Here is a 22397-nt window from a genome sequence, read left to right on the forward strand (position 1 = left end):
TTGGCTGCCCCTAGTCGATCTTGCGACGGCGAAAGCGGATGGCCTGCAGGCGCATCAGTTGTCTGTACATGAAATTGCCCCACGGGGGCGCAACCAGAGCCGTGGCGTTGAACTTGCCCTTGCGCAGAACGCCCTTGGCTTTGGAAAAGGTGCGAAATCCTTCTTCTCCGTGGTAATGCCCCATGCCTGACGGGCCGATGCCGCCAAAGGGAATGTCATCCACACCCACATGCGTTACGGTGTCGTTCACGCAAACGCCGCCCGAATGGGTGCGGGCCAGAATGTCATCGGCGCGGGCTTTGTCCCAGTCAAAGTAGTACAGCGCCAAGGGGCGCGGGCGGTCATTCACAAAGGCAATCGCCTGATCCATCGTGTCATAGGGGATGACGGGCAGGATCGGGCCAAAGATTTCCTCTTGCATCACCAGCATCGACGCATCCGCCCCCAACACCAGTGAAAGCGGCATCTTCCGGGTGCCTTCAAATGCCTCATCCTTTGGATTGATCGTGATGATCTGCGCGCCTTTTTCTTCGGCGTCTTTCAGGTATCCTTCCAGCCGGGTCTTCTGCCGGTCTGTGATAATGGCGGTGTAGTCGTCATTGTCCCTGAGGTCTGGATAGGCGGATTGCATCGCGCTTGCGAATTCGGGCGCAAAGGCATCCACCTTGTCGCGCGGGCACAGAACATAGTCGGGCGACACGCAAATCTGACCCGCGTTGAACCCCTTGCCAAAGCCGATCCTGCGGGCGGCCTCATCCAGCGGAAAGTCGTCATGGATGATCGCCGGGGACTTGCCGCCCAATTCCAGCGTCACAGGGGTCAGGTTTTCGGCGGCGGCCCGCATCACGATCTTGCCAACCTGAGTCGAGCCGGTAAACACCAGATGGTCAAACGGCAGTTTGGTGAATTCGGTCGCGACCTCAACCCCGCCGGTGACGACAGCCACCTCTTCCTCGGAAAAAATGCTGCTCAGGATGTCTTTCAGCACCTCACCTGACTGCGGTGCAAATTCTGAGGTCTTGATCATCGCCCGGTTCCCCGCGGCCAGCACGCCCACCAGTGGCGAAAGCCCAAGGAAAAAGGGAAAATTCCACGGCACCACAATCCCCACAACACCCAGAGGCTGATAGCGGACCTCAACCTTGGCAGGCAAAACCGTCAAAGGCGCATGACGACGTTGCGGCTTCATCAGCTTGCGCAGACGCTTGCGATAATACGCAATACCATCCAACACAGGCATGATCTCGGCCAGTTCGGTTTCGGCGGATGCGCGGTTGGAAAAATCCGCGTTACAGGCCGCTATTATACGGTCCCGGTTGTCCAGAACTGCGTTATGCAGCTTGTCCAACCGCCGAATACGCGTTGCGTGATCAGGCATCGGATCCGCAAGAAAGGCTTGCTTTTGCGCCAGCAACAGCGCGTCAAGATCGGGGAGGTGTGCCTCGACAGGTGACAAATGGGGTGCGGACATGGATCGGCCTCCGGTTCAGGGCGAGGGTCGGGGGATTTGGCACGTTCCAAGAACAGCTGAACAGGCGCAGATGCGCATCGGTCAGGTGCTGACCGGGGCATCCGCACTCTACCCTCGACGATCGAGTGATGTTCTGTACATACCAGCCTGACAATTGGATTGGACCGGGGCAACCCTGCCGTTGCGGAAACCTGATCGCCCTTAGGGCATGTCTTAACCCCTGAGCACCGCCTGCGCCATCACATCATCGATCACCAACGCTGTCAGGTGCCCCCCGTTCAGGACAGAGCGCACCGGTTCCACCTTGGCAGGTCCCGCCGCAACACCAATTCGAACAGGGATTTGACGGGCTGTCTCTAACGGAAGGCTCACCAGCCGCGAATTCAGCGCGTTGTCACACAACACACCCTGCCCATCCACCAGATGCCCCAGCAACTCGGCCCGCACGCCATCCTGATACAGCTGGGCACGGCGGTCCTCGGGAATGGGATGCGCGCGATAATACGTTGCGCCGTCTCCGACAACCGCGCCAAGACCCATAAGTGAGACATTCGCCGCCCGCGCCGTGTCCATCACATTGCTGATCGCACGCACGGACAAAAGCATGTCGCGCTCTTGCTGTGTATCAGCATGCAACGGTGCGTGGATGAGGATCGCGGTTCCACCCAACCCTTCGGCGATCCGGGTGGCGATATGATTCACATCTGTATAATATTGTCCCTGCACACCGCCGGTCATCGGCACGACGACATTCGACGTCGCCGCACCGGATTGCAGGTGGCTGGCCAAAGCGCTCAGTGTTTTGCCGCCCGAAATCGCCAGTACGTCCTCATCCCTCAGAATGTTCTGCAGGTATTGCGCCGCTGTTTTGCTGACCAAATCCAAAGTCGTGTCGGCGTTTTCAGTCACCGTATCGACCACCAGACATTCAGACAAAGGCCAGCGTTTCTTGATCTGGTTTTCCAGATCGAACAAGCGTTGGAACGGGCTGTGGATGCGAAACTCGACCATGCCCATCTCGCGCCCCTGTTTGATCAGCCGGTTCACCTTGGCTGTCGACAGCTTGAGGCTGTTGGCAATCTCGGCCTGCAACTGCCCCTCTTGGAAATGCAGGGTCAGAACACGGGCAATCAGGCGCAATGTGTCAGGATCGGGTCCGCTGGCGTTCAACTCTGGCTATCCTTTCTGCGCTGGGTCGGGGCCGCAAAAGGCTTTAGCACTCAATCACGCAATAGGTATAGCGCGGAATCCAGCTGCAGACGCGGGGAAAACGCCGGATCAGCGCCCGGTGCGTATCAAATCCGCCGCTTTTTCAGCGATCATCACAACCGGGGATGCCGTATTGCCCGAGACGATCTTGGGCATGATCGAGGCATCCACAACACGCAGCCCCGTCAGACCGTGTACCTTCAGATCGGTGTCCACCACCGCATTGGCGTCCGAGCCCATTTTGCAGGTGCCCACGGGATGGAAGATCGTGGTGGCAATATCACCGACACCTTTCACAAGGTCCTCTTCGCTGTCCATCGACGGACCCGGCAGGATCTCTTCGGGCTGATAGGGCCGCAACGCTTTGGCCGTCATGATCTGGCGGGCCTGACGTACAGATTTTACGGCGACCTGCCGGTCATTGTCGGTCGACAGGTAGTTGAGGCGAATGTCGGGCTGGGATTGCGTATCCGTCCCTTGAATATGACATGTCCCTACGCTTTCAGGGCGCAGATTGCAGACCGAAACTGTAATGGCCGGAAACGGATGCAGTGGATCGCCAAGCTTGTCCGTGGACAAGGGTTGCACGTGGTACTCCAGGTCCGGCGTGGAAAGATCGGGATTGGATTTGGTGAACATGCCAAACTGACTGGGCGCCATCGACATTGGGCCGGATTGCGTCAACCCATATTGCAGCGCGATCTTCGCCTTGCCGAACACGGAATTTGCCATCGTGTTGAGGGTCTTGGCATTCTGAACCTTGAACACGGTGCGAATTTGCAGATGGTCTTGCAGATTTTCGCCCACGCCGGCGCTTTCATGGTGAACATTGATCCCATGCCCGGCCAGAACGTCGCGGCGCCCGACCCCCGACAGCTCCAGTATCTTGGGTGAGTTGATGGCCCCTGCGGCCAGCAGAACTTCGGCCCCGGCCCGCGCCTCATGCCGGGTGCCTTTGTGCACAAAGCACACGCCCGTCACCCGTTTGCCATCAAACAACAGCGATTGGGTTTCAGCATGGGTCAACACCCGCAGGTTGGGGCGTTTCATTGCGGGGCGCAGGAAACCCTTGGCTGTGTTCCAGCGCACGCCGTTGCGTTGGTTGACCTCGAAGAAACCCGTGCCTTCGTTGCTGCCATCGTTGAAATCCGCACGGGGCTGAATGCCGAACTCTTTGGCCCCGTCCTGCACAGCTTTCAGAATGTCCCATTGCACGCGTTGTCGGGACACCTTCCACTCACCACCGCCGCGATGCATGTCGCTGTCGCCCGCGTGGTGATCTTCGGATTTCAGAAAATAAGGCAGGACATCATCCCAGCCCCAGCCGGTATTGCCCAATTGCCGCCAGTGATCGTAATCCGCCGCCTGTCCGCGCATGTAGATCATGCCGTTGACCGAGGTGCAGCCGCCAAGAACCTTGCCCCGCGGATAGACCAGAGACCGCCCGTTCAGCCCCGGCTCGGGCGCGGTTTTCATCATCCAGTCGGTGCGCGGGTTGCCGATGCAATAGAGGTATCCCACCGGGATATGCACCCAGTGGTAATTGTCCGACCCGCCCGCTTCCAGCAGCAGCACCCGCGTTTTGGGGTCCTCGGTCAGGCGGTTGGCCAGAACACACCCGGCGGTGCCTGCGCCGACGATGATATAGTCGTATTCCCCATCAAGTTTGCGGGCGTCTGTCATTGGTCTGTTGTCTTTCTTGCTGCGCTGGCGCGAATATACACTTAATCCGCCTTTGGAACGCTATCCCAAAACCCGCGCATGGCCTGAATCAAAGCCAGATACTGCGCGTATCGCGTGTCATAATGGGCCTGCATTGCCGCATCTGGCAGAAACTCGGATTTGCGGCGGGTCATCTGGCCAATCGCCTCTTCGTAGGACCCGTAAGTGCCCGTCGCCACCGAGACCCCGATGGCCGCGCCCAACGCGCCGGTCTCCTGCGCCTCGGCCACATAGATCGGAACACCGAGACAATCGGCAAACATCTGCGGCCAGACCGGGCTGCGCGATCCGCCACCCGAAAGGACAGCGCGGTCAAAACGAACGTCTGCGGCCTGCAGAACCTCGACATGGCGGCGATGTTCGAACAGTACGCCTTCGAACAGGGCGCGCAGCATGTGGCCTTCGCCATGCCAGCCCGCAAGGCCATAGAACCCGCCCCGGAACGCGGCCCCCTGCCCCGAACCATAAAGGAACGGGTGAAAGAACGGATCATCCGATGCGGGGGTGACCTCGGCCACCTTGGCGTTGCAATAGCCGAACGGGTCATCGTGGTGCGCGCCGCGTTCGACGAATTCGCGCACATACCATTCCAGATTTGCCGCCGATGTGGCGCTGGATTCGATGTTCACAAACCGGTTTGGCCCAAAGCCTGACACCATGAACAGGTCGTCATTGACGGCAGGCGCGTCCGAGAACACCTGATTGATGCTCCAGGTCCCTGCGATGATCGAGGCTTCTCCGGCACGGACAACGCCCGAGCCCATGGCGCTGGACACCACGTCAAAATAGCCTCCGATCACCGGTGTGCCTGCGGCCAGACCCGTGGCCTCTGCCGCCTCGGGTGTGACTGTTCCGGCGATATCTGCGGGGTCGATCAGCCGGGGCAGCATGTCCCCAGCATCGCCCAGACCGTACAGGGCCAGCAGACCGTCATCATAGGTACCGTCCGGCATGCGCGTCAGGCCACAGCCCGACATGTCCGAGATGTCGCTGACCCGCTCACCGGTCAGTTTGTAGGTGATGAAATCCTTGCACAGCATAACCGTGCCGGTTTGGGCATAAATCTCGGGCCGGTGTCGTTTGATCCAGGCCAGCAGAACCGGAGTTTGCGATGGCCACGGCTTTTGCAGACAGATCGCATGCAGCGCATCGCCTGCAGCCTCGGACAATTCCCCGGCCATCTCAGCCGCGCGGGTATCCAGCGATTGAATGCCCACCAAGGGCGCACCCGCCTTGTCCAGCAGGTACAGCCCGTTGCCATGCCCGGCACAGCCGACGCCGATGATCTGATCAGGCGTGATCCCGGCCTCTTCGATACATCCGGCGATCACCTGCCGTGCATTCGACCAGAGCTCGTTCAGGTCACGTTCCACATGCCCCGGTTGCGGGGTCGAGGACTGCCCGTCCAGCGCCTGCATCGCCACCGGCTGCCCGTTCAGATCGAAGAGCACGGCCTTGATGACCGTGTTCCCCGCATCCAGTCCCAGAATATACCCGTTCTTAGCCACGGTTATAGATGTCCCACGCTTCTTCGCCGCTGGCCCCGTTGTGGATCATCGCCATCAGCGCCGCCACCACGGCCTTGGGGTTGTCATGCTGATAGATGTTGCGGCCATAGACCATCCCCTGCGCGCCCTGCGCCATCAGGGCGGCGGATTTCATCAGCACGTTCTTCAGGTCTTCCTTGCCGCCGCCGCGCACCAGAACCGGTACGCGCGCAGCTTCGATCACGCGGTGGAAATCCTCGGGGTTCTCAGTAGGATCCGCCTTGATAATATCCGCCCCCATTTCCGAGGCCAGACGCACCAGCGTCACGATCTTTTCCGCATTGCCATCCACCTGATAGCCACCCCGCACATCGTTGGGCAGCATGACCAGAGGTTCAATCATCAACGGCATCCCGTACTTGTGACAGGCCGCGCGCACCTTGCTGATGTTTTCGACGCATTGGCGGAACAGTTCCGGCTCATCGGGCAGCATGAAGAGGTTCACCACCACGGCGGCTGCATCCATTTCCAGCGCGCCGATGATCGGCTCATCCGCGTTTTGCAGCATCGACCACATGACCCGGTGGCGCTGATCGTTATAGGGGTTGCCCATGTCGATCCGCATCACCAGCGCGGGCTTGTCCTTTTCGGGCCGCGATTGCAGCAGGTCGGCCTGACCATAGGCACATTGGATCGCGTCCGGCTTGGCCCCGATCAGCGTGTCCATCACGCCTGCCATATCCTCAAGCCCGACCATAAAGCTGGGCTCGTTGCAGACCCCGTGGTCAATCGCCACGTCCAGACAGCCCCCATTGGTAAACATCCGGTTCATCCGGGCCTTGGTGCTTACGCGCATTCTGTTCTCCGTTCCTTGTTTCGTGCGGTCAGAGCCTCGGCGGACACGCCATAAAACTCGGACAATTCATGGATCAGGGTTTGAGTCTGATCGGTGATCTCTTGCGGGCTGAGGCCGCGTTCCTTGGCGAACATGCCGCCCAACCTGTCCAGCAGAGCCGCTGAAATCTGGCCCGTGATGGCCAGCGCGGTGCGCCGCAGGACAATGTCCGACAGCGTTTCCACAAATTCGGTGCGCATCAGCCAAACGATCTCGGCCTCGGTATATGGGCAGCCCTCATCCAACGGCGCGTCCGGCGCTGTCTGGCAGAACCGCCCCACATCTCTGGCCTGCGTGCCGTAATGCGCGATCAGATGCTGCACACGATCGGCTGAGATGCCGAACTCATCCATCAGCCTTTTCCGAAGGGTGGCTGTGTTGTCGGGGAATTGCGCCCCTCCTCCGATAGCCAGCCCAAGGGTCGTGGTTTTCCGTTGTTTCCCCAGCTCGGCCAGCACCTCATCCGCCGTCTGCTCACCAAAGGCGCGGAACGTGGTCCATTTGCCACCCACCATGCAGAATTGCGGCACGTCCCCGTCCAACCGACGCGTGTCGTGGCCGCGCGAAATCCGCCCGGTGAAGTCCTGATCGCTGCGCGGCAGGGGTCGGATGCCGCTATAGCTAAAGACCACCTGATCCGGCGCAATCTCAACGCCGGGAAAGACAAGGCCCAGAGATCCGAGGATATAGTCGGCCTCTTCCGGCTCACACCGCACCCGCGCGGCCTTGTCGACGCGAATATCGGTCGATCCGGCCAGAACTTTGCCCTGATAGGGAAACACGATGCAGACGCGCCCATCGGTGTTCTCAAAGTAAACCATATGCCCGCCAAGCGCCTGCAACAGGGCCGGGTTGTCGATAATCAGGTGCGAGCCTTTGGTGCCCGAAACCATCTGCTCATTGACAGCACCCCCCAGGTCGCGCGTCGTGTCGTCCAGCCAGGCGCCCGTGGCGTTCACGATCACCTTGGGTACAATCCGCATCGCCTGACCGCTGCGTCGGTCGGTGACGGCATAGCTGTCGCCCACCTTGGTCATTTCCGCGTAGTTGAGCGCGATGCACTCTGGCTCGGCGGCCTCGACATCGCGGATCATCTCAAGACACAGCCGTTCAGGATGGGTGATCTGCGCGTCGTAATAAACCGCCGACCGCGTGGCTTTGGGGGTCAGCTCGGGCCAGTCCTGTCGCGTGCGCGCAGCGCTGTTGAAATGGTGTTTCGGCAGAACACGCCGTTTGCGCGTCACCCAGTCATATAGCGAAAGGCCCAGTTTGATCGGCACCGCCCCCCGGCTTGAGGGTTTGCCTTGCCAGCCAAAGAAACTGGCCGCTGCATTGAACATACCCGAAAAGACAGAAGTGATCGGGATCACCGTCGGCAGGGGCTGAACCATATGCGGCGCGTTCAGCAAAAGCGCGTCACGCTCGCGCAGGGATTCCCGCACCAGATCAAACTCACCATTTTCCAGATAGCGCAACCCGCCATGGATCATTCGGGACGGGGCCGCACTGCAGCCCGAGGCAAAATCATTGCGCTCGACCAACAGCACCCGCAGCCCCTGCAAAGCCAGCTCGCGATAGACACCGATCCCGTTGACGCCACCGCCGATCACGACCGCATCAAACACCGCATCGCCACGCAGTTTTGTCAGGTTTTTCTGTCTTTGGTCTGACATGACGATCCCGTTCTTGACGCGGCAGATAGGCTTAGCTGTCCAGATCGCTCAGATGCGAAACGGCCTGGCGATTGATCTCGGCGATCTCGGTCTCGGACAGGCGCAATAGCCCTGCCTTTGCATTCTCGACCGCCTGCGCCGCATCGCGCGCCCCGCACAGCGAAAAGGTGATGCCGGGCTGCTGAACTGTCCACGCGATGACCGTTTGGGCCAGCGTCGCGCCATGCGCTTCGGCAATCGGTGCGATGGTCTCCATCAGGTCCGCGACCTTCTGCCGGTTGGCCATGGAAAAGCGCGGGTTGTCCTTGCGCTGATCATCGCCCGTGAATTCACGATCCGGCCCGATCTTGCCGCTGAGCAGCCCCAGCGCCAGCGAGGAATAGCTGAGGACCGACACGCCATTCTCACGACAGACTGGCAGCAGCGTGCCCTCGATGTCACGCTTGACCATCGAGTATTCTTCTTGAATCGCATCCAACTGACCGGCGGCGACATAGGCTTTGACCTCATCGACCGAGGTATTGCTGGCCCCGATGGATCGGATCTTGCCCTGCTGTTTCAGGGTCTCCAGCGCCTCCATCGTCTCAGCGATGGGGGTGGTCGGGTCCTGCCAGTGGGTGATGTAGTGGTCGATATAGTCGGTGCCCAGACGGGTCAGGCTTTGTTCGACCTCATGGATAATCGCGTCCTTGCCCAGGTAGCGATGTACCGGCTTTCCGTCATAGTCGAAGAAGTGGTTGCCCTTCTGCGTATGCCAGACCAGCCCGCATTTGGTGGCCAGAACCACCTGATCGCGGCGGCCTTTCAGCGCCTTGCCGACAATATCCTCGGCCACACCCTGCCCATAGGCGGGGGCCGTGTCGATCAGCGTTACGCCCGCATCGACCGACGCCTGAATCGCGGCGATGGACTTAGCCTCATCCGTGCCGCCCCACATCCAGCCGCCGATGGCCCATGTACCCAGACCGATGACCGAGGCCTCGATCCCGGATGCTCCGATTTCTCGTGTCAGCATCTCATGCGACATCCCGTGTTCCTTCCATTTCCTGTATGACTGCGGTCGCTGTCTCTTCGTCCAGGATCAGCGAATTGAGAAATTTGCCATTCAGCACGGCCTTGATTGGCAGCACTTTTTGCGCGCCCGCGCTGACCCCGATCACCCGGGTGCATTGCGCCAGATCAGGCGGGGCCACCGACACCAGCCGCGAATTCAGCGCATAGTTCGACACCGACCCGTCGATGTGGATCAGATGGGCCAGAAACTCTCCGATCACGCCCATGCCCATCAGCATCTTGCGGTCGGCCTCGGGCACCGGATGCAGGTCGTAATAGCTGGAACCCTCAGGCTCGATCGATCCGATCCCCACCAGCGCAACATTGGCGCGACGGGCCAGATCCATCACCTCGCGGATGGATGAGACCTGTGTCAGCATATCCCGCTGATCGCGGCTTTCGGCAAAGAGGGGCGCGTGCAGCAGCATGGTCTGCCCGCCCAACCGATCCGCCATCCGCGTCGCCAGATGGTTCACATCCGTGTAATACTTGCCCTGAATGCCCCCGGTCAGCGGCACCACGGTGACGTCAAAGGCGCGCTCGGCCTCCAACGCCTCAACCGTGGCACTGACCGCCTTACCGCCGGTGATCGCGATGACGTCCCCGTCGCGCAGCGTTTCCACCAGATGGCTGGCGGCGGCACGGCCGACCTGTTGCAAGGTCGTCTCGGCGCTGCCCGCGACCGAGGGCGTGACAATCGCATCGCTCAGCCCGGTCAGCTTGGTCAGGTTCCGTTCAATATCCATCAGGGCATCGAACGGGCTTTCCACGTCGATCTTGACCATGCCCATCTTGCGGCCCTGCGTGATCAGGCGGTTGACCTTGGAATTCGACAGGTTCAGATCGCGGGCAATGTCGGCCTGTTTCTTGCCCTCAAGGTAATGCAGGACCAGAACGGTGTGAATCTGCCGGATCAGTTCAAAGTCTTTCTTCTTTTCGACCATCACCCGCGCCTTTTGTTCAGGTAATGGTCGATGGTCACCGCCGCCAGCAGGATCGAGCCGCGAATGATGTCCTGCCAGTAGACCGACACATCCAGCAGCGCCAGCGAACTGGACACCAGCGACAGCAGGATCACGCCCAGAATTGCCCCAAGGATCGAGCCCGAGCCACCATTCAGGCTGGCCCCGCCGATCACGGCAGCGGCGATGATGGTCAGCTCCAGCCCCAGTCCAAACGTAGGTTGGGCTGAGCCGAACCGGGCCATGTAGATGATGCCAGCCACGCCACACAGGGTTGAACACAGGGTGGTGGTCAGAAAGATCACCTTTTTGGTGCGGATGCCGGAATAGGCGGCGGCCTTTTCGTTGCTGCCGGTGTAGAACACTTTGCGGAACATGGTTGTCCGGCGCAGCATGAAATCAAAGGCAATCACAAAGACCAGGAAAATGATGATCACAATCGGGATCGGCCCGATGGACCCCTGCCCGATGAACTTGAACTCGGGCGGCAGGGTATAAAGGCCCAGAGGTCGTCCCCCGGTGAACAGCAGGCAGGCACCGCGCGCAATCACCATGATCGCCAGCGATACGATGAAGTGGTGCAGGCCCACGCGGGTCACAAAGAACCCCATGAAAGCGCCGATCCCCGTACACAGCGCAATCGCCATGGCCGATGCCACCCAGGGATCAATCCCGCTCAGAAAAAGCCACCCCGCAATCACCATCGCCAGCGCGGTCACCGAGCCCACTGACAGGTCAATGCCCCCGGAAATCAGCAGGATCGTCATTCCGATCACCAGCAGACCATCGACGGCAAAGGCCATCGACATCGCCCGCATATTCGCCCAGGTCAGGAAATACGGCGAGGCAAAGGACATGATGACAAACAGCGCCAGGATGATGACGATCAGCCCGGTTTCCCGCATCCGAAACAAGCGCTTCAGGGGGGGTGTGCTGTCGGTCGCACCTGCTTGGTTCAGGTTCACGGTGTTGTCCATTTTCGTTTCTCCGCTCATGCGACCGTGGCCTGCGTGTCCAGGACCGAGGCAAGGTGCATGATGTTTTCTTCTGTCATCTCATCGCCCGTGACCTGCCCGCTGATGCGCCCTTCGCGCACCACCAGCACCCGGTCACAGACACCAATCAGTTCGGGCAGCTCGGACGAGATCACCACGATCCCCACGCCGTCTGTGGCCAGATCGCGCAGAATACGGTGAATCTCGGACTTTGCGCCCACATCGACCCCGCGGGTCGGTTCATCCAGAAAGATCAGGCGCGGATTGACCGAGAGCATCTTGGCCAGCGCCACCTTTTGCTGATTGCCCCCTGACAGGGACGACACCGGGTCGCTCAATGACCCGCATTTGAGGTTCAGCTTGCGCCCCAACGCCTCGGCCTGCGCCTCTTCTGTGCCCGACTGGATCAGACCGATCCCGTTGGCCACCTGTTCAAGTTTCAGGGCCGAGATGTTGGCGGCGATGGGCAGGTCAAGGAACACGCCATCCCCTTTGCGGTCCTCGGACAAGTACACCATCCCCCTGGCGATACTGTCCTGATAGTTGCGCAGCTTCAGCTCTTCGCCGTTCAGCCAGACCTGACCGGTCACGTCGCCCTCAAGCTTGCAGATACCTTTGACGATCTCGCTGCGGCCAGCGCCGATCAGGCCCGCAATGCCCAGAATTTCACCTTTTTTCAGCGAAAAACTCACATCGCGGAAGCGCGTCGTCTCGGTCAGGTTGCGCACGTCAAGGATGACCTCATCCGACGGCACATCCTGCTTTTCGGGATACAGATTGTCGATCACCCGCCCGACCATCGCGTTGACCACATCGCTGGGCTGAATATCGGCGACATTGTTGGTGACGATATGCTGACCATCGCGGAACACGGATACCCGGTCGCAATTGTCGAATATCTCAACCATCCGGTGCGAGATATAGATGATCGAAATCCCCTGATCCGCCAGTTTGCGCATGATCCCAAACAGGGTCTGCGCCTCGGTTTCCGTGAGTGCGGCTGTGGGTTCGTCCAGGATCAGAATGCGGCAATCCAGCGTCAGGGCCTTGGCGATCTCAACCAGCTGCTGGTTCGAGATCGAAAGGTTTTTCACCAGCACCGAAGGATCAATGTCGCTGAGCTGGCGGAACACCTCGACCGCGTCGCGTTCCAGCTTGCGGTAATCCATCAGCCACGACCGGCTGACATTGGTCTTGGCCATGAAAATGTTCTCGGCCACCGACACATCCGGGCACAGTGCGATTTCCTGATGCACAAAGCCGATGCCCAGTTGCTGTGCCATTGTGGGCGACGAGATTTTGACCGGCTTGCCATCCAAAATGATCTGGCCGCTGTCCGGTTGCAAAATCCCGTCGATCACGTTCATCAAGGTCGACTTGCCTGCGCCGTTTTCCCCTGCAATCGCGTGGATTTCCCCCTTGCGCAGTTCGAAATCGATTCCGCGCAGCGCTTTGACCGGGCCAAAGGATTTGCTGAGGTTCGATATCTGAAGGATCACGTCGTCTTGCATGGCAGCACCTTCTTGGGTGTTTCTTATTCGTTGCTGGAACCGCCCGCGGACATAGGAACTGCGCGGGCGGCTCGCTGGGGAGGGTCCCGATCAGGCCGGATCGCGGCCTTCCATGTAGACGTTCAGGTCAAAGCTGTCGGCATTGTCCTTGGTGATGACGGCAAAGCCATTATCCATGAACGGGATCTGAACCGGGTTGAAACCGCTGGTCTTCCAGTCGTTGAACGGATCGAAGATGTCCGAACGATTGGCCAGATGCACTGCCATGAACCCCATGAAGCCCTGCACGCCCTGGTTCGGGTTCAGCGACATGTGGATGTTGCCCGCGCGGATATGCTCCAGCGTGGTGGGCGTCACGTCCGCGTGCATGATCAAAATGTCTGATCCGGCCTCAAGCTTTGCAGCAACCGCACCCTCGGCCGAGCCCGCCTCGGGAATCCAGATCGCGGCCACATTCGGATTGGCCTGAATGATCGAGGCCGTCGCACGATATGCGGCGTTGCTGTCCTGGTTTGTCGCCTGACGGCCAACCAGTTTCATGTTCGGATAGTTCGCTTCCATATACGCGATCAGCGAGGTCACGCGCAGGTCATGGTTCGACTGACCCGGGTTCTCAAGAACCGCATATTCAGCGCTGTCACCCACCTGCTTGACGATCTCTTCCGCTGCGAACTTTGCCTCGGCATGGTTGTCCGAAGTGATATAGCCGGTGCGGTTGGAATTGGGGCTGTCAGCGGCAAAGGTCACGATCTCGGTGCCGTTTTCGATGGCACGGTTGATCGGCTCGATGAACGGGTCGGACTGCATCGGGTGCAACAGAACACCGGCGGGTGATTTCACCAGATCCTGCTCGAAAGAGGCGATCTGTTTGGTGATGTCATAATCCGGCGTCCCTGAGAACACGGTCTCGCACCCAAAGGCCTCGGCAGCCTGTTTAAAGCCCTGATAGACCGGAACCCAATAGGGATGACCCGAGACCATGACATTCATGATATAAGTCTCGCCCGGTTCACACATGATCCCCTCGGCCGAGGCGGGTGCAGCTGTCAGACCAGCCACCGCAATGGCAGCAGATGCAATAACACTGTTGGTTTTATTGAATTTCATTGGACTCCTCCCAGAGTGCGTTCTTGCTTTGGCGTCGTTTTCATCCTCCAAAACGAACATCCGCAAGAAATTTCACGTCATGCTTCTTATTGCATAACGCAAGTCATAATGACCGCTCAAGAGGTCCGTCAACAAAGTTTGATTTTTTTCTTTTGGCGTGAAATAAATTTCATTCACACACTGCGGGCAGCGCATTAAAGCCGGCCCCACAGGACCGGCTTACAATCGCTTATGCTGAAGTGAAGCGCTGGCGCGCAAACCTATCGCATCACGAAGGGGTCCGGGATCGGATCGTCGCTGGTGCGCAACCAGACCGCCTTGGTCTTGGTGTATTCAAGCGCGGCCTCAACGCCGCCCTCACGCCCATGCCCGGACAGGCCAAAGCCGCCAAACGGCGCAATCGGGCTGACGGCGCGGTAGGTGTTGACCCAAACGATGCCCGCACGAATGCCCCGCATCATCCGATGCGCGCGGGTCAAATCGCGGGTGAAGAGGCCCGAGGCCAGACCGAACTGCGTGTCATTGGCGATGTCCAGCGCCTCGACCTCGGTGTCAAAGCTGAGGACCGATAGAACCGGGCCAAAGAATTCATCTGTCACGCAGGGCGCGTCGGGGGCGTCGGTGCAATCCAGAATGGTCGGCGGGAAAAAATATCCCCCGCCCTCAGGCACCTGCCCGCCTGTGACCAGCCGCGCGCCCTGCGCAACGGATCGGTCAATCAGGTCCAACGCATGGTCGCGCTGCCGCAAGGTGCACAGCGGACCAACCTCGGTCGCCATGTCCTGCGGTGATCCGATCACCACGTTTTCGGCCTTTTCCTTCAGCCGGGCCAGAAATTCGTCCTTGATCGAGCGCTGGATCACAAGGCGCGAACCGGCCACACAGCTTTGCCCGGTGGCCGCGAAAATCCCCGAGACTTGCGCATTCACAGCACTATCAAGGTCTGCGTCTTCAAACACGATGAACGGGGATTTGCCGCCCAGCTCCAGCGAGGTCGAGGCCAGATTGTCTGCCGAATTGCGCACGATATGGCGCGCGGTCGCGGGGCCACCGGTAAAGGCCACATGGGCCACTTTCGGATGGCTGGTCAGGACCGAACCGCAGTCAGGCCCGAACCCGGTGATGATATTCAAAACACCCTTTGGGAACCCCGCCTGATCAAAGATACGGGCGAATTCCAGCATCGGCGCGGGGCCTTCCTCGCTGGCCTTCAGAACAACGGTGCAACCCGCCGCCAAAGCCGGTCCGATCTTGACCGCCGACAGGAACAGTTGCGAGTTCCACGGCACCACCGCCGCCACGACGCCCACAGGTTCACGCCGCAGCCAAACCTGCATGTCCGGCTTGTCGATCGGCAGAAACGCCCCTTCGATCTTGTCAGCCAGCCCTGCGTAGTACCGGTAATATTCGGCGACATAAGCGATCTGGGCTGATGTCTCGCGAATGATCTTGCCGGTGTCGCGGGTTTCAAGCTCGGCCAATTGCTGTGCATTTTCAGCGATCAGCTCTGACAGGCGCAGCAAAAGCTTGCCCCGCTGCGTCGCTGTCATGTTGGCCCATTCGGGATCAAAAAATGCCCGCTCAGCAGCATCAACCGCCCGGTTCACATCCTCGGCACGGGCCTCGGGCATCAACGCCCATGGCTGGCCTGTTGCCGGGTCCTTGCTTTCGAACTGCGCGGCCCCGTCCGAGAAGGCACCGTCGATATACTGCTGAAACTGTTGCATAAACTGTCCTTACTGAAAGGCGGGCATCACGTCCGAGATGAACCGCTCAAGCGAGGCTTTCTTGCGCTCAAACGGCATCGAGCTGTCGATCCAGAAGGAATACTCATCATATCCCATGGCCTCGTATTTCTTGAGCCGCGCGACCAGTTCGTCAGCGGTGCCGATGGCCAGATCGCGCTGAATTGCTTCGGGCGTATAGAACGGATGCGCGGCGATGTCTTCATCCGTCAACGGGTCCATCAGGCCCTGGTTGATCTCGCGCTTGTTCATGAACCAGGCACCGAAATAGTTGTAAAACCGGTTCAATTCCACCGCCGCCTGTTTCGCATCCTCGGCATCGCTGGCGACATACGTGTGCAATAGCAACATGATGCTGGGGCGCGGCTGATCGGGGAACTTGGCGCAGGCGTCGTTGAACTTGCCCATCAGCGATTCAATCTCGGGGTCGCCGTTCCACAGCGGTGTCACCTGCACATTGCAGCCTTTCGACACGGCAAATTCATGGCTGTTAGGGTCCCGTGCGGCGACCCATATCGGCGGGCCGCCCTGTTGAACCGGCTCGGGCGCAGCGGTGGTTTTGGGGAACTGCCAGAACTCTCCGTCATGCGCATAATCCCCGGCCCAGAGCTTCTGAACAGCCGGAACCAGCTCGCGCATGCGCAGCCCGGCCTCCCACGCGTCCATACCCGGCATCATGCGCTCATACTCAAAGGAATAGGCCCCGCGCGCGATACCCAGCTCCAACCGGCCATCGGTGATCAGATCCGTCATCGCCGCCTCACCCGCCAGACGGATCGGATGCCAGAAGGGTGCGATCACCGTGCCGGTGCCCAGGCGCACATTTTTGGTCTTGTTGGCAAGGTCCACCAGATTGATGAAGGGGTTCGGCGCGATGGTGAAATTCATCCCGTGATGCTCACCCGTCCAGACCGAGCTGAACCCGGCCTCATCCGCGATCTGACACAGCTGCACGAACTCCTCATAAAGCTGTTTCTGATCTTCCTTCGGATCGATGCGCTCCATATGTGCAAAAAGCGAAAACTTCATTGCGTTACTCTTTTTCAGATGAGATCGGGCGGACTTTGCCGCTGACCTGATTGCCAAGATAAACCCCGAAATTGCCCATGCGGCTTTCCTGAGCGAACCGTTCAAGCATGGTGCACATCGCGGCATCGGCGATGTCCATCAGGGTGGTTTCGGTCAGCTCGGTAAAGGTGCCTTGGGTGGGTTCGCCCTCGGCCGCCTGACACAGGAAAGAGATGTGCTGTTGTTCGCGCGCTTCATCTTCGTAGACGGAATAGATGAACCCCGGATCGGCACTGACGCCGCATTGCTCGATCAGACGGGTCAGGGCGGCGGTGGCCCCGTTCTTTCCGGTTCTGGTTTCGGGCAGGGTCAATCGCCCCTGATCATTGCCGATCAGCAGCACCTTGCCCTCACGCTCGATCAGCGCGGATACGATCAGGTTCGTGCTCTGGCTCAGCGCTTCGGCTTCAGCCGCCGGGGTGACATAGGCACCACGGGCATAACCCAGCCCCGGCGCGGTCGAGGTGTCAAAGGCTTCGACCTTGCCGATCAGGATCAGATGATCCCCGGCCTCGACCGTTTTGAAGGTCGCGCAGTCAAACCAGGCCGAGACGCCCTCGAACACGGGCGACCCTACGGGACCGGGGTGCCAGTCCACGGCGGCAAAGCGATCTTCGACCGGGCGGGCAAAGGTGTTGGACACATCCTTTTGCGATTCAGACAGGATATTGACGGCAAAGCCCTTGGCATTGGCAAACGCCTCATAGTTCCGGGAACTGTTGGCCAGACAGACCGACACCAGCGCCGGATCCAGCGACACCGAACTGAACGAGTTCGCGGTAAAGCCCAGCGGATTGCCGTCCTCGTCATGGGTGGTCACGACCGTAACGCCGGTCATGAACGTGCCAAACGCGTTTCTCAACGCGCGCGGGTCAAAACCTGTCATGCCGTTTCCTTTTCCTCTATCGGGGCCTGCAACCAATCGAACAGTATCGCATTGACCTGTTCCGGCGCAGTCAGATTGACCATATGACGCTCACCTTCAATGACGGCAGCGCGCCCCAATGGCGCGGCATCGGCCATGGCCTGCGCCATGTCAGGTGTCGAGTTCGGGTCCAGCGCGCCGGTCAACGCCAGCAGCGGGCAGCGGATATCAGAAAACCCATCCGCATATTCCTTATCCCCGGCCGCAAAGGCCCCATACGCATCCGCGTAACCTTTGAGGTTCACCGAAGACAGCCAGCCCGCGACCTTGGCGCGGGCGTCCTGTTCCATCGGGGTATCACCGAACCACCGTTTCAGCGGCGTTTCCAGATCAAAGCTGCCCTTGCGGATCTGATGCGCGCGGGCTGTGACCGCATCGCGGGCGGCCTGCGTGCGGCGAAACACGCCGTTCAGCAGGGCAACACGTGCAACCATCTGTGGATAGGACACAGCATACCCACCCGATATCAGCGCACCCATCGAGTGACCCGCCAAATAGATCGGACCCAAATCCAGCGCGGCAACGACCGCATGCAGCCACGCCACATAATCCGGCAGCTGAGGCTCACCGGACAACGCGTCGCTGCCCCCATGGCCCGGCATATCCAGCGCAATGACGCGGTATTGCGCTGAAAACGCCTCGATCTGCGGCTGCCAGGCGGCAGACTGCATGCCCACGCCATGGATCAGAACCAGCGGGGCGCCCTGCCCCGCCTGCCGGTAGGTCACACACCCGTAAGGCTTAGACAGCTGCAGGGTTGTCGACGTCATGGCCCAGTTCCTTGAGGTCCTGATAGCGATCTCCGATGCGGTGATGCGGACGTCCACCGATCGAAGCGCCCAAGGCGATCACGATCTCATCCGGCGCGGGCGCATCGGCGACCGAAAGCTGAATGGTCAGGTAGTGGCTGCGCCTGCCGCCATCGTTCTTGTCCATCAGCGGGATTTGCAGCGGCGCATTCGCGGGACCGCGCGTATTGGTGAAGGCCAGATAGGATTTCGCGCCCACCGCCTCACGATAATGGTTGCCGAACCGCAGCGTGTGGATGAGGGCCGAGGCATGCTCGACCTCGCCATTCACGCCGACGATAGCCGATTTGCCATAGCCTTCGACTTTGTCGCCGCCACCCGCCGCATCCAGGATCATCCCGGTCAGCAGCTCACCCAGACCCGGCGCGCAATCATGGATCGCAGGGCGCAAGTCTTCGACAAAACCCTGACCAGCCCAAGGGTTCCTGATCACGGCTATCGCCGCGATCATCTTCAGCGGCGTCTCGGCGGTTTTGCCACCTTCGATCAAAGTCTCTTCGACATGCAACAGTGTTTTTCGAATTTCGGCCGGCATTGCTGTGGCTCCATCACAGGAAGATTCTTGCTTCAGTAAGATGGTATACCATCATGCCAAATGTCAATTCCAGAGTCATTGCCACCCGGTGAAACCAAAGGGAAAGCCATGCAAGAAGGTAAGCGCGCGCGACCGCTCAGAAGTCTGAAACGCAAAAACTGTCTAGTCTTTCAGGTGAGGGATTTCACAGTGTAACGTCGCCCAAGACAGGCAACGACCGATCACATCACAACAAGCCCTCAATCAGGGCGATATCGGCCTGACAAGCCCCTGCGCGTTTTTCGCGCGCGGCACGATACTGGGCCGAATTGTAGCACGCACGTGCCTGCTCGATACTGTCAAACTCGATGATGACCCGGCGTTGCCACGCGCGACCTTCAAGGGTTTCAGCCTCGCCGCGCGCCAGAAACCGACCCCCATAGACTTTGAATGCCTCCGGTGCGAGTGCCTGATATTCGGAATAGGCATCAGGGTCGGTTACGGTAACATTGGCGATCCAATAGCCTTTGGGCTGATCTGTCATTTCTCAGTTTCTTCCATGGCAAAAACGCGTTCGGCGACCGAGGCCGCCTCGTCCAGATGGCATTCAACGGCTTTGTGGGCCGCATCGGGATCGCCGGATATGACCGCCTCGCAAATCTCTTCCATATACGCGATACCGGGGCGGGTTCGGTCATCAGATGTAAGCGTCAACATGCGCAACCTGCTAATCCGCCCGTTCAGACGTTGAACAATTTCCCACGCAATGTGATGACCCGCGCCCTGAAAAATCTCTTGATAGAAATCCGAGGTCGCACGGAACAAAGCCCCCCGCGTTTTGCCCACAGATTCCTTTTGCAGACGTTTCAGCGCAGCCCCCAGTTTGCGAGAGATATCGCTATCGATATTCTGCGCACATTGCCGGGCCGCGGCGGTTTCTAAAAGACGGCGAATACCATAGATTTGCCGGGCGTCATCCCAGCTCATCGACGCGACAATCGGGCCGTGGCCCGGCAGGATTTCCACCAGCCCTTCGGCCTCAAGGTATCGGATCGTTTCCCGAATGACGGTACGGCTGACCCCAAGCTGTTCGCACAGCGGGCGTTCAACCAGACGCTCACCCGGCTGAAACACACCCTCGACAATGGCTTCGCGCATCCGCTCTTGAACCATATCCCGCAAGGTGGCCGGCTGATGGTCGATCTTGGACAGCTTGGGAGTGGTCATAGTCCAGATTTCTAGTTGCGGCGCATCGGTAAGACAAGCTGGATTCAGCATACCATATTATGGCGTTCCGTGTTGTCTTTGGTTTAGCCGGTTTTCTTACTTTATCTGATGTTATTCTTCGACATAATGAGCGAATGTATCGATATGCTCAAAGCCTTATCGCCTTTGTCGCCGTGGGACAAACCGGCGCTTTTGTCAAAGCGGCCAAGCAGTTGGGCGTTACACCTTCAGTCATCAGCCACCATATCTCGCGGCTTGAGGATGAGATGGGCGAGACGCTGATCCACAGAACCACGCGCAAGCTGACCCTGTCAGAAAACGGACGCCAATTGTTCGAAGCCGCCCAACGCGGGCTTGAGGGCATCGAACTGGCCATCCAGCGGATCGAAGCCGGATCGGATCATATCGCAGGCGCATTGCGGATTGCCCTTCCCGCCTTTGTCCCCGACCCCAAACTAGAGGCGCGGGTGATGGAATTTGTCCGCCGTTATCCCAATGTTGCCCTGACCTTGGAATACACCGATCACATCAAGGATCTGGTTGCGGACTCTTTTGATCTGGCCATCCGCGTCGGTGACCTGCCGGATTCGAACCTGACCCGCAGGAAAATCGGCTCGGTTCAACACGTGTTCACGGCAACCCCTGATTTCCTACTGCGTCACGGGCCCGTCATTTTGCCCCAAGATCTTGAGCCGATGCCCTTCGTATCCATGGGACCCGCTGGGGATGTGTTCACACTGACCCGGGCAAAAAAAGTCGAAAACGTCACCTTGGATGTCAGCCAGCTAAGCGTTCAGAGCATTCTGGCCGCCAAGGCGGGAACGCTGGCCGGTGTGGGGTTTGGATACCTGCCCGTGACACTGATCGGGGATGAACTGGCCTCGGGGGCCTTACAGCATTTGTTGCCGGACTGGTCCTTGCCCAAGCTAACGATTCAAGCCGTTTGGGCCGGAAGCTCGCGCCGTCAAAGCCTGGCGCGGCGGTTTGTCGATTTCCTGTGCGAGTAAGGTCAGCGACCCTGTCAGGCCGCCTGCTGCAACGAATGAGGTGAGAACCCGAAATGCTTGCGGAAGCATTTTGAGAAATGGTCCGCCGAGGCAAAACCACAGGCAATCGCAACATCCAGCACCCGCATATCGGTTTGCTGCAACAGAGTGCGCGCCCGCTCCAGCCGCAAACGGGTCATGTAGTTCTTGGGGCTGGTTCCGACATATTTCTGGAACAATCGCTCAAGCTGCCGCGTGGACAGCCCGACCGTTTCCGCAACCCATGTTGGCGACAGCGGCGATTCCAGATTGTCGTGGATGTATGTCACTGCACTGGCCAGCTTTTCGTGGCGCGTGCCCAAACGGCACAGATCGGTCTGCGTCTGCCTGCCATCCTTGAGACGGACCGAGGCGTGCAACAACTCATCAGCCACCTGAGACGCGACGGTTTGCCCGCATTTCTGCGTGATCATGGATGAAAACAGATCCAGCGTGGTCACCCCGCCGCCACAGGTTGCAATCGGTCTGGCGTCTTCATAGACCGAGCAGACGGCCTCGACGCTTGGGAACAGTTCGATCATCACCGGCTGCTGTTTCCAATGGGTGCTGAGCCGCTGACCGGCCGTCACACCCGCGCTGGCCAGGATGCTTGCGCCACCCCCCAGACCACAAAGCTGTACGCCAAATCGACCGGCCTGACGCAGCCAGGATTTCAAACCGTTGGAAATGGTTCGATCCACGGTCATCGGGCCGCAAATAACAATGCAATCGCCGCGGCGCGTCTTGGGTAACGGGCCGTCAACAGCCACCGTCATCCCTGATGAGGATGTCACTGGCGCGCCGGTTTCGCTGACGATGCTCCACTCAAAAACAGCCTGGCCAGAGGCGGCATTCGCCGCCCCCAAAGAATCGATGCCCGAGCCCAGTTCAAGTGCCGAAAATCCGGGCGTCAGAAGGAAAATGAACGTGTTCAGATCCGCCACTCTGACGCTGGTCTCTGCAAAACTGATCTCGGGTCGACCCATTTCGGCTTTCCTT

Annotated in this window: 20 protein-coding genes; 1 reads left to right on the forward strand and 19 read right to left on the reverse strand. The window is 59.4% G+C overall.

The genetic code is table 11. The features are described 5' to 3' along the window. Nucleotides 1–10: 10 nt before the first annotated feature. The 18 genes from ACR0J5_RS16010 to ACR0J5_RS16095 form a co-directional block, all read right to left on the reverse strand. Nucleotides 11–1471, reverse strand: coding sequence for a coniferyl aldehyde dehydrogenase (locus tag ACR0J5_RS16010; protein WP_480655094.1), 1461 nt, complete (start codon nt 1469–1471; stop codon nt 11–13). Between the two features lie 213 nt (nt 1472–1684). After that, a complete protein-coding gene (locus ACR0J5_RS16015; RefSeq protein ID WP_480655096.1) occupies nt 1685–2641 on the reverse strand; it encodes a sugar-binding transcriptional regulator in 957 nt (318 codons plus the stop codon). A gap of 108 nt (nt 2642–2749) precedes the next feature. Further along, a complete protein-coding gene (locus tag ACR0J5_RS16020) occupies nt 2750–4363 on the reverse strand; it encodes a GMC family oxidoreductase (protein ID WP_480655098.1) in 1614 nt (537 codons plus the stop codon). 41 nt (nt 4364–4404) lie between these two features. Then, nucleotides 4405–5910 (reverse strand): FGGY-family carbohydrate kinase, encoded by a 1506-nt coding sequence (locus ACR0J5_RS16025; protein ID WP_480655100.1) that lies wholly within the window; start codon nt 5908–5910, stop codon nt 4405–4407. Beyond that, nucleotides 5903–6745: a class I fructose-bisphosphate aldolase gene (locus ACR0J5_RS16030; RefSeq protein WP_480655102.1), complete on the reverse strand. Its 843-nt coding sequence runs from the start codon at nt 6743–6745 to the stop codon at nt 5903–5905. Before ACR0J5_RS16030 ends, ACR0J5_RS16025 begins: the two co-directional genes overlap by 8 nt. Further along, complete coding sequence (locus ACR0J5_RS16035; RefSeq protein WP_480655103.1) at nt 6736–8457, reverse strand: glycerol-3-phosphate dehydrogenase/oxidase; 1722 nt, start codon at nt 8455–8457, stop codon at nt 6736–6738. The genes ACR0J5_RS16030 and ACR0J5_RS16035 overlap by 10 nt, the downstream gene beginning before the upstream one ends. Before the next feature lie 31 nt (nt 8458–8488). Then, a complete protein-coding gene (locus ACR0J5_RS16040) occupies nt 8489–9484 on the reverse strand; it encodes an aldo/keto reductase (RefSeq protein WP_480655105.1) in 996 nt (331 codons plus the stop codon). Continuing rightward, nucleotides 9474–10454 (reverse strand): sugar-binding transcriptional regulator, encoded by a 981-nt coding sequence (locus ACR0J5_RS16045; protein WP_480655107.1) that lies wholly within the window; start codon nt 10452–10454, stop codon nt 9474–9476. Before ACR0J5_RS16045 ends, ACR0J5_RS16040 begins: the two co-directional genes overlap by 11 nt. Continuing rightward, entirely contained in the window at nt 10454–11467 is a 1014-nt protein-coding gene (locus ACR0J5_RS16050) for an ABC transporter permease (protein ID WP_480655109.1), read from the reverse strand. The genes ACR0J5_RS16045 and ACR0J5_RS16050 overlap by 1 nt, the downstream gene beginning before the upstream one ends. Continuing rightward, nucleotides 11464–12978, reverse strand: coding sequence for a sugar ABC transporter ATP-binding protein (locus ACR0J5_RS16055; RefSeq protein ID WP_480655111.1), 1515 nt, complete (start codon nt 12976–12978; stop codon nt 11464–11466). The genes ACR0J5_RS16050 and ACR0J5_RS16055 overlap by 4 nt, the downstream gene beginning before the upstream one ends. 90 nt (nt 12979–13068) lie before the next feature. Beyond that, entirely contained in the window at nt 13069–14085 is a 1017-nt protein-coding gene (locus tag ACR0J5_RS16060) for a substrate-binding domain-containing protein (RefSeq protein ID WP_480655113.1), read from the reverse strand. Nucleotides 14086–14345: 260 nt separating this feature from the next. Continuing rightward, nucleotides 14346–15812 (reverse strand): aldehyde dehydrogenase, encoded by a 1467-nt coding sequence (locus tag ACR0J5_RS16065; protein ID WP_480655115.1) that lies wholly within the window; start codon nt 15810–15812, stop codon nt 14346–14348. A 9-nt stretch (nt 15813–15821) separates the two neighbouring features. Further along, nucleotides 15822–16859, reverse strand: a complete 1038-nt coding sequence (locus ACR0J5_RS16070; protein ID WP_480655117.1) for an LLM class flavin-dependent oxidoreductase — start codon at nt 16857–16859, stop codon at nt 15822–15824. Between the two features lie 4 nt (nt 16860–16863). Then, nucleotides 16864–17784 carry a flavin reductase gene (locus tag ACR0J5_RS16075; protein ID WP_480655119.1) on the reverse strand — a complete coding sequence of 307 codons (921 nt, stop codon included), beginning with the start codon at nt 17782–17784 and terminating at the stop codon, nt 16864–16866. Continuing rightward, nucleotides 17781–18593: an alpha/beta fold hydrolase gene (locus tag ACR0J5_RS16080; RefSeq protein WP_480655120.1), complete on the reverse strand. Its 813-nt coding sequence runs from the start codon at nt 18591–18593 to the stop codon at nt 17781–17783. The genes ACR0J5_RS16075 and ACR0J5_RS16080 overlap by 4 nt, the downstream gene beginning before the upstream one ends. Then, complete coding sequence (locus ACR0J5_RS16085) at nt 18565–19167, reverse strand: amino acid synthesis family protein (protein ID WP_480655122.1); 603 nt, start codon at nt 19165–19167, stop codon at nt 18565–18567. The genes ACR0J5_RS16080 and ACR0J5_RS16085 overlap by 29 nt, the downstream gene beginning before the upstream one ends. A gap of 226 nt (nt 19168–19393) precedes the next feature. Beyond that, nucleotides 19394–19690 carry a DUF1330 domain-containing protein gene (locus ACR0J5_RS16090; protein WP_480655124.1) on the reverse strand — a complete coding sequence of 99 codons (297 nt, stop codon included), beginning with the start codon at nt 19688–19690 and terminating at the stop codon, nt 19394–19396. Next, nucleotides 19687–20373, reverse strand: a complete 687-nt coding sequence (locus ACR0J5_RS16095; protein WP_480655126.1) for a GntR family transcriptional regulator — start codon at nt 20371–20373, stop codon at nt 19687–19689. Before ACR0J5_RS16095 ends, ACR0J5_RS16090 begins: the two co-directional genes overlap by 4 nt. A 134-nt stretch (nt 20374–20507) precedes the next feature. On the opposite strand from ACR0J5_RS16095, the gene ACR0J5_RS16100 reads away from it, so the two are divergent. Beyond that, nucleotides 20508–21380 carry a LysR family transcriptional regulator gene (locus ACR0J5_RS16100; RefSeq protein WP_480655128.1) on the forward strand — a complete coding sequence of 291 codons (873 nt, stop codon included), beginning with the start codon at nt 20508–20510 and terminating at the stop codon, nt 21378–21380. A 14-nt stretch (nt 21381–21394) separates the two neighbouring features. On the opposite strand, the gene ACR0J5_RS16105 is transcribed toward ACR0J5_RS16100, so the two are convergent. After that, nucleotides 21395–22384, reverse strand: coding sequence for a GlxA family transcriptional regulator (locus tag ACR0J5_RS16105; RefSeq protein ID WP_480655129.1), 990 nt, complete (start codon nt 22382–22384; stop codon nt 21395–21397). Nucleotides 22385–22397 lie beyond the last annotated feature (13 nt).

The organism is Ruegeria sp. BE1, from assembly GCF_056538885.1.

Excerpts from the sequence above, each read along its gene's own strand:
- ACR0J5_RS16050 (WP_480655109.1), bottom strand. The coding sequence starts at position 11,467 with ATGAGCGGAGAAACGAAAATGGACAACACCGTGAACCTGAACCAAGCA.
- ACR0J5_RS16010 (WP_480655094.1), bottom strand. The coding sequence starts at position 1,471 with ATGTCCGCACCCCATTTGTCACCTGTCGAGGCACACCTCCCCGATCTT.
- ACR0J5_RS16100 (WP_480655128.1), top strand. The coding sequence starts at position 20,508 with ATGTATCGATATGCTCAAAGCCTTATCGCCTTTGTCGCCGTGGGACAA.
- ACR0J5_RS16035 (WP_480655103.1), bottom strand. The coding sequence starts at position 8,457 with ATGTCAGACCAAAGACAGAAAAACCTGACAAAACTGCGTGGCGATGCG.
- ACR0J5_RS16070 (WP_480655117.1), bottom strand. The coding sequence starts at position 16,859 with ATGAAGTTTTCGCTTTTTGCACATATGGAGCGCATCGATCCGAAGGAA.
- ACR0J5_RS16085 (WP_480655122.1), bottom strand. The coding sequence starts at position 19,167 with ATGCCGGCCGAAATTCGAAAAACACTGTTGCATGTCGAAGAGACTTTG.
- ACR0J5_RS16065 (WP_480655115.1), bottom strand. The coding sequence starts at position 15,812 with ATGCAACAGTTTCAGCAGTATATCGACGGTGCCTTCTCGGACGGGGCC.
- ACR0J5_RS16080 (WP_480655120.1), bottom strand. The coding sequence starts at position 18,593 with ATGACGTCGACAACCCTGCAGCTGTCTAAGCCTTACGGGTGTGTGACC.
- ACR0J5_RS16055 (WP_480655111.1), bottom strand. The coding sequence starts at position 12,978 with ATGCAAGACGACGTGATCCTTCAGATATCGAACCTCAGCAAATCCTTT.
- ACR0J5_RS16040 (WP_480655105.1), bottom strand. The coding sequence starts at position 9,484 with ATGTCGCATGAGATGCTGACACGAGAAATCGGAGCATCCGGGATCGAG.
- ACR0J5_RS16095 (WP_480655126.1), bottom strand. The coding sequence starts at position 20,373 with ATGACCACTCCCAAGCTGTCCAAGATCGACCATCAGCCGGCCACCTTG.
- ACR0J5_RS16075 (WP_480655119.1), bottom strand. The coding sequence starts at position 17,784 with ATGACAGGTTTTGACCCGCGCGCGTTGAGAAACGCGTTTGGCACGTTC.
- ACR0J5_RS16045 (WP_480655107.1), bottom strand. The coding sequence starts at position 10,454 with ATGGTCGAAAAGAAGAAAGACTTTGAACTGATCCGGCAGATTCACACC.
- ACR0J5_RS16060 (WP_480655113.1), bottom strand. The coding sequence starts at position 14,085 with ATGAAATTCAATAAAACCAACAGTGTTATTGCATCTGCTGCCATTGCG.
- ACR0J5_RS16090 (WP_480655124.1), bottom strand. The coding sequence starts at position 19,690 with ATGACAGATCAGCCCAAAGGCTATTGGATCGCCAATGTTACCGTAACC.
- ACR0J5_RS16020 (WP_480655098.1), bottom strand. The coding sequence starts at position 4,363 with ATGACAGACGCCCGCAAACTTGATGGGGAATACGACTATATCATCGTC.
- ACR0J5_RS16105 (WP_480655129.1), bottom strand. The coding sequence starts at position 22,384 with ATGGGTCGACCCGAGATCAGTTTTGCAGAGACCAGCGTCAGAGTGGCG.
- ACR0J5_RS16030 (WP_480655102.1), bottom strand. The coding sequence starts at position 6,745 with ATGCGCGTAAGCACCAAGGCCCGGATGAACCGGATGTTTACCAATGGG.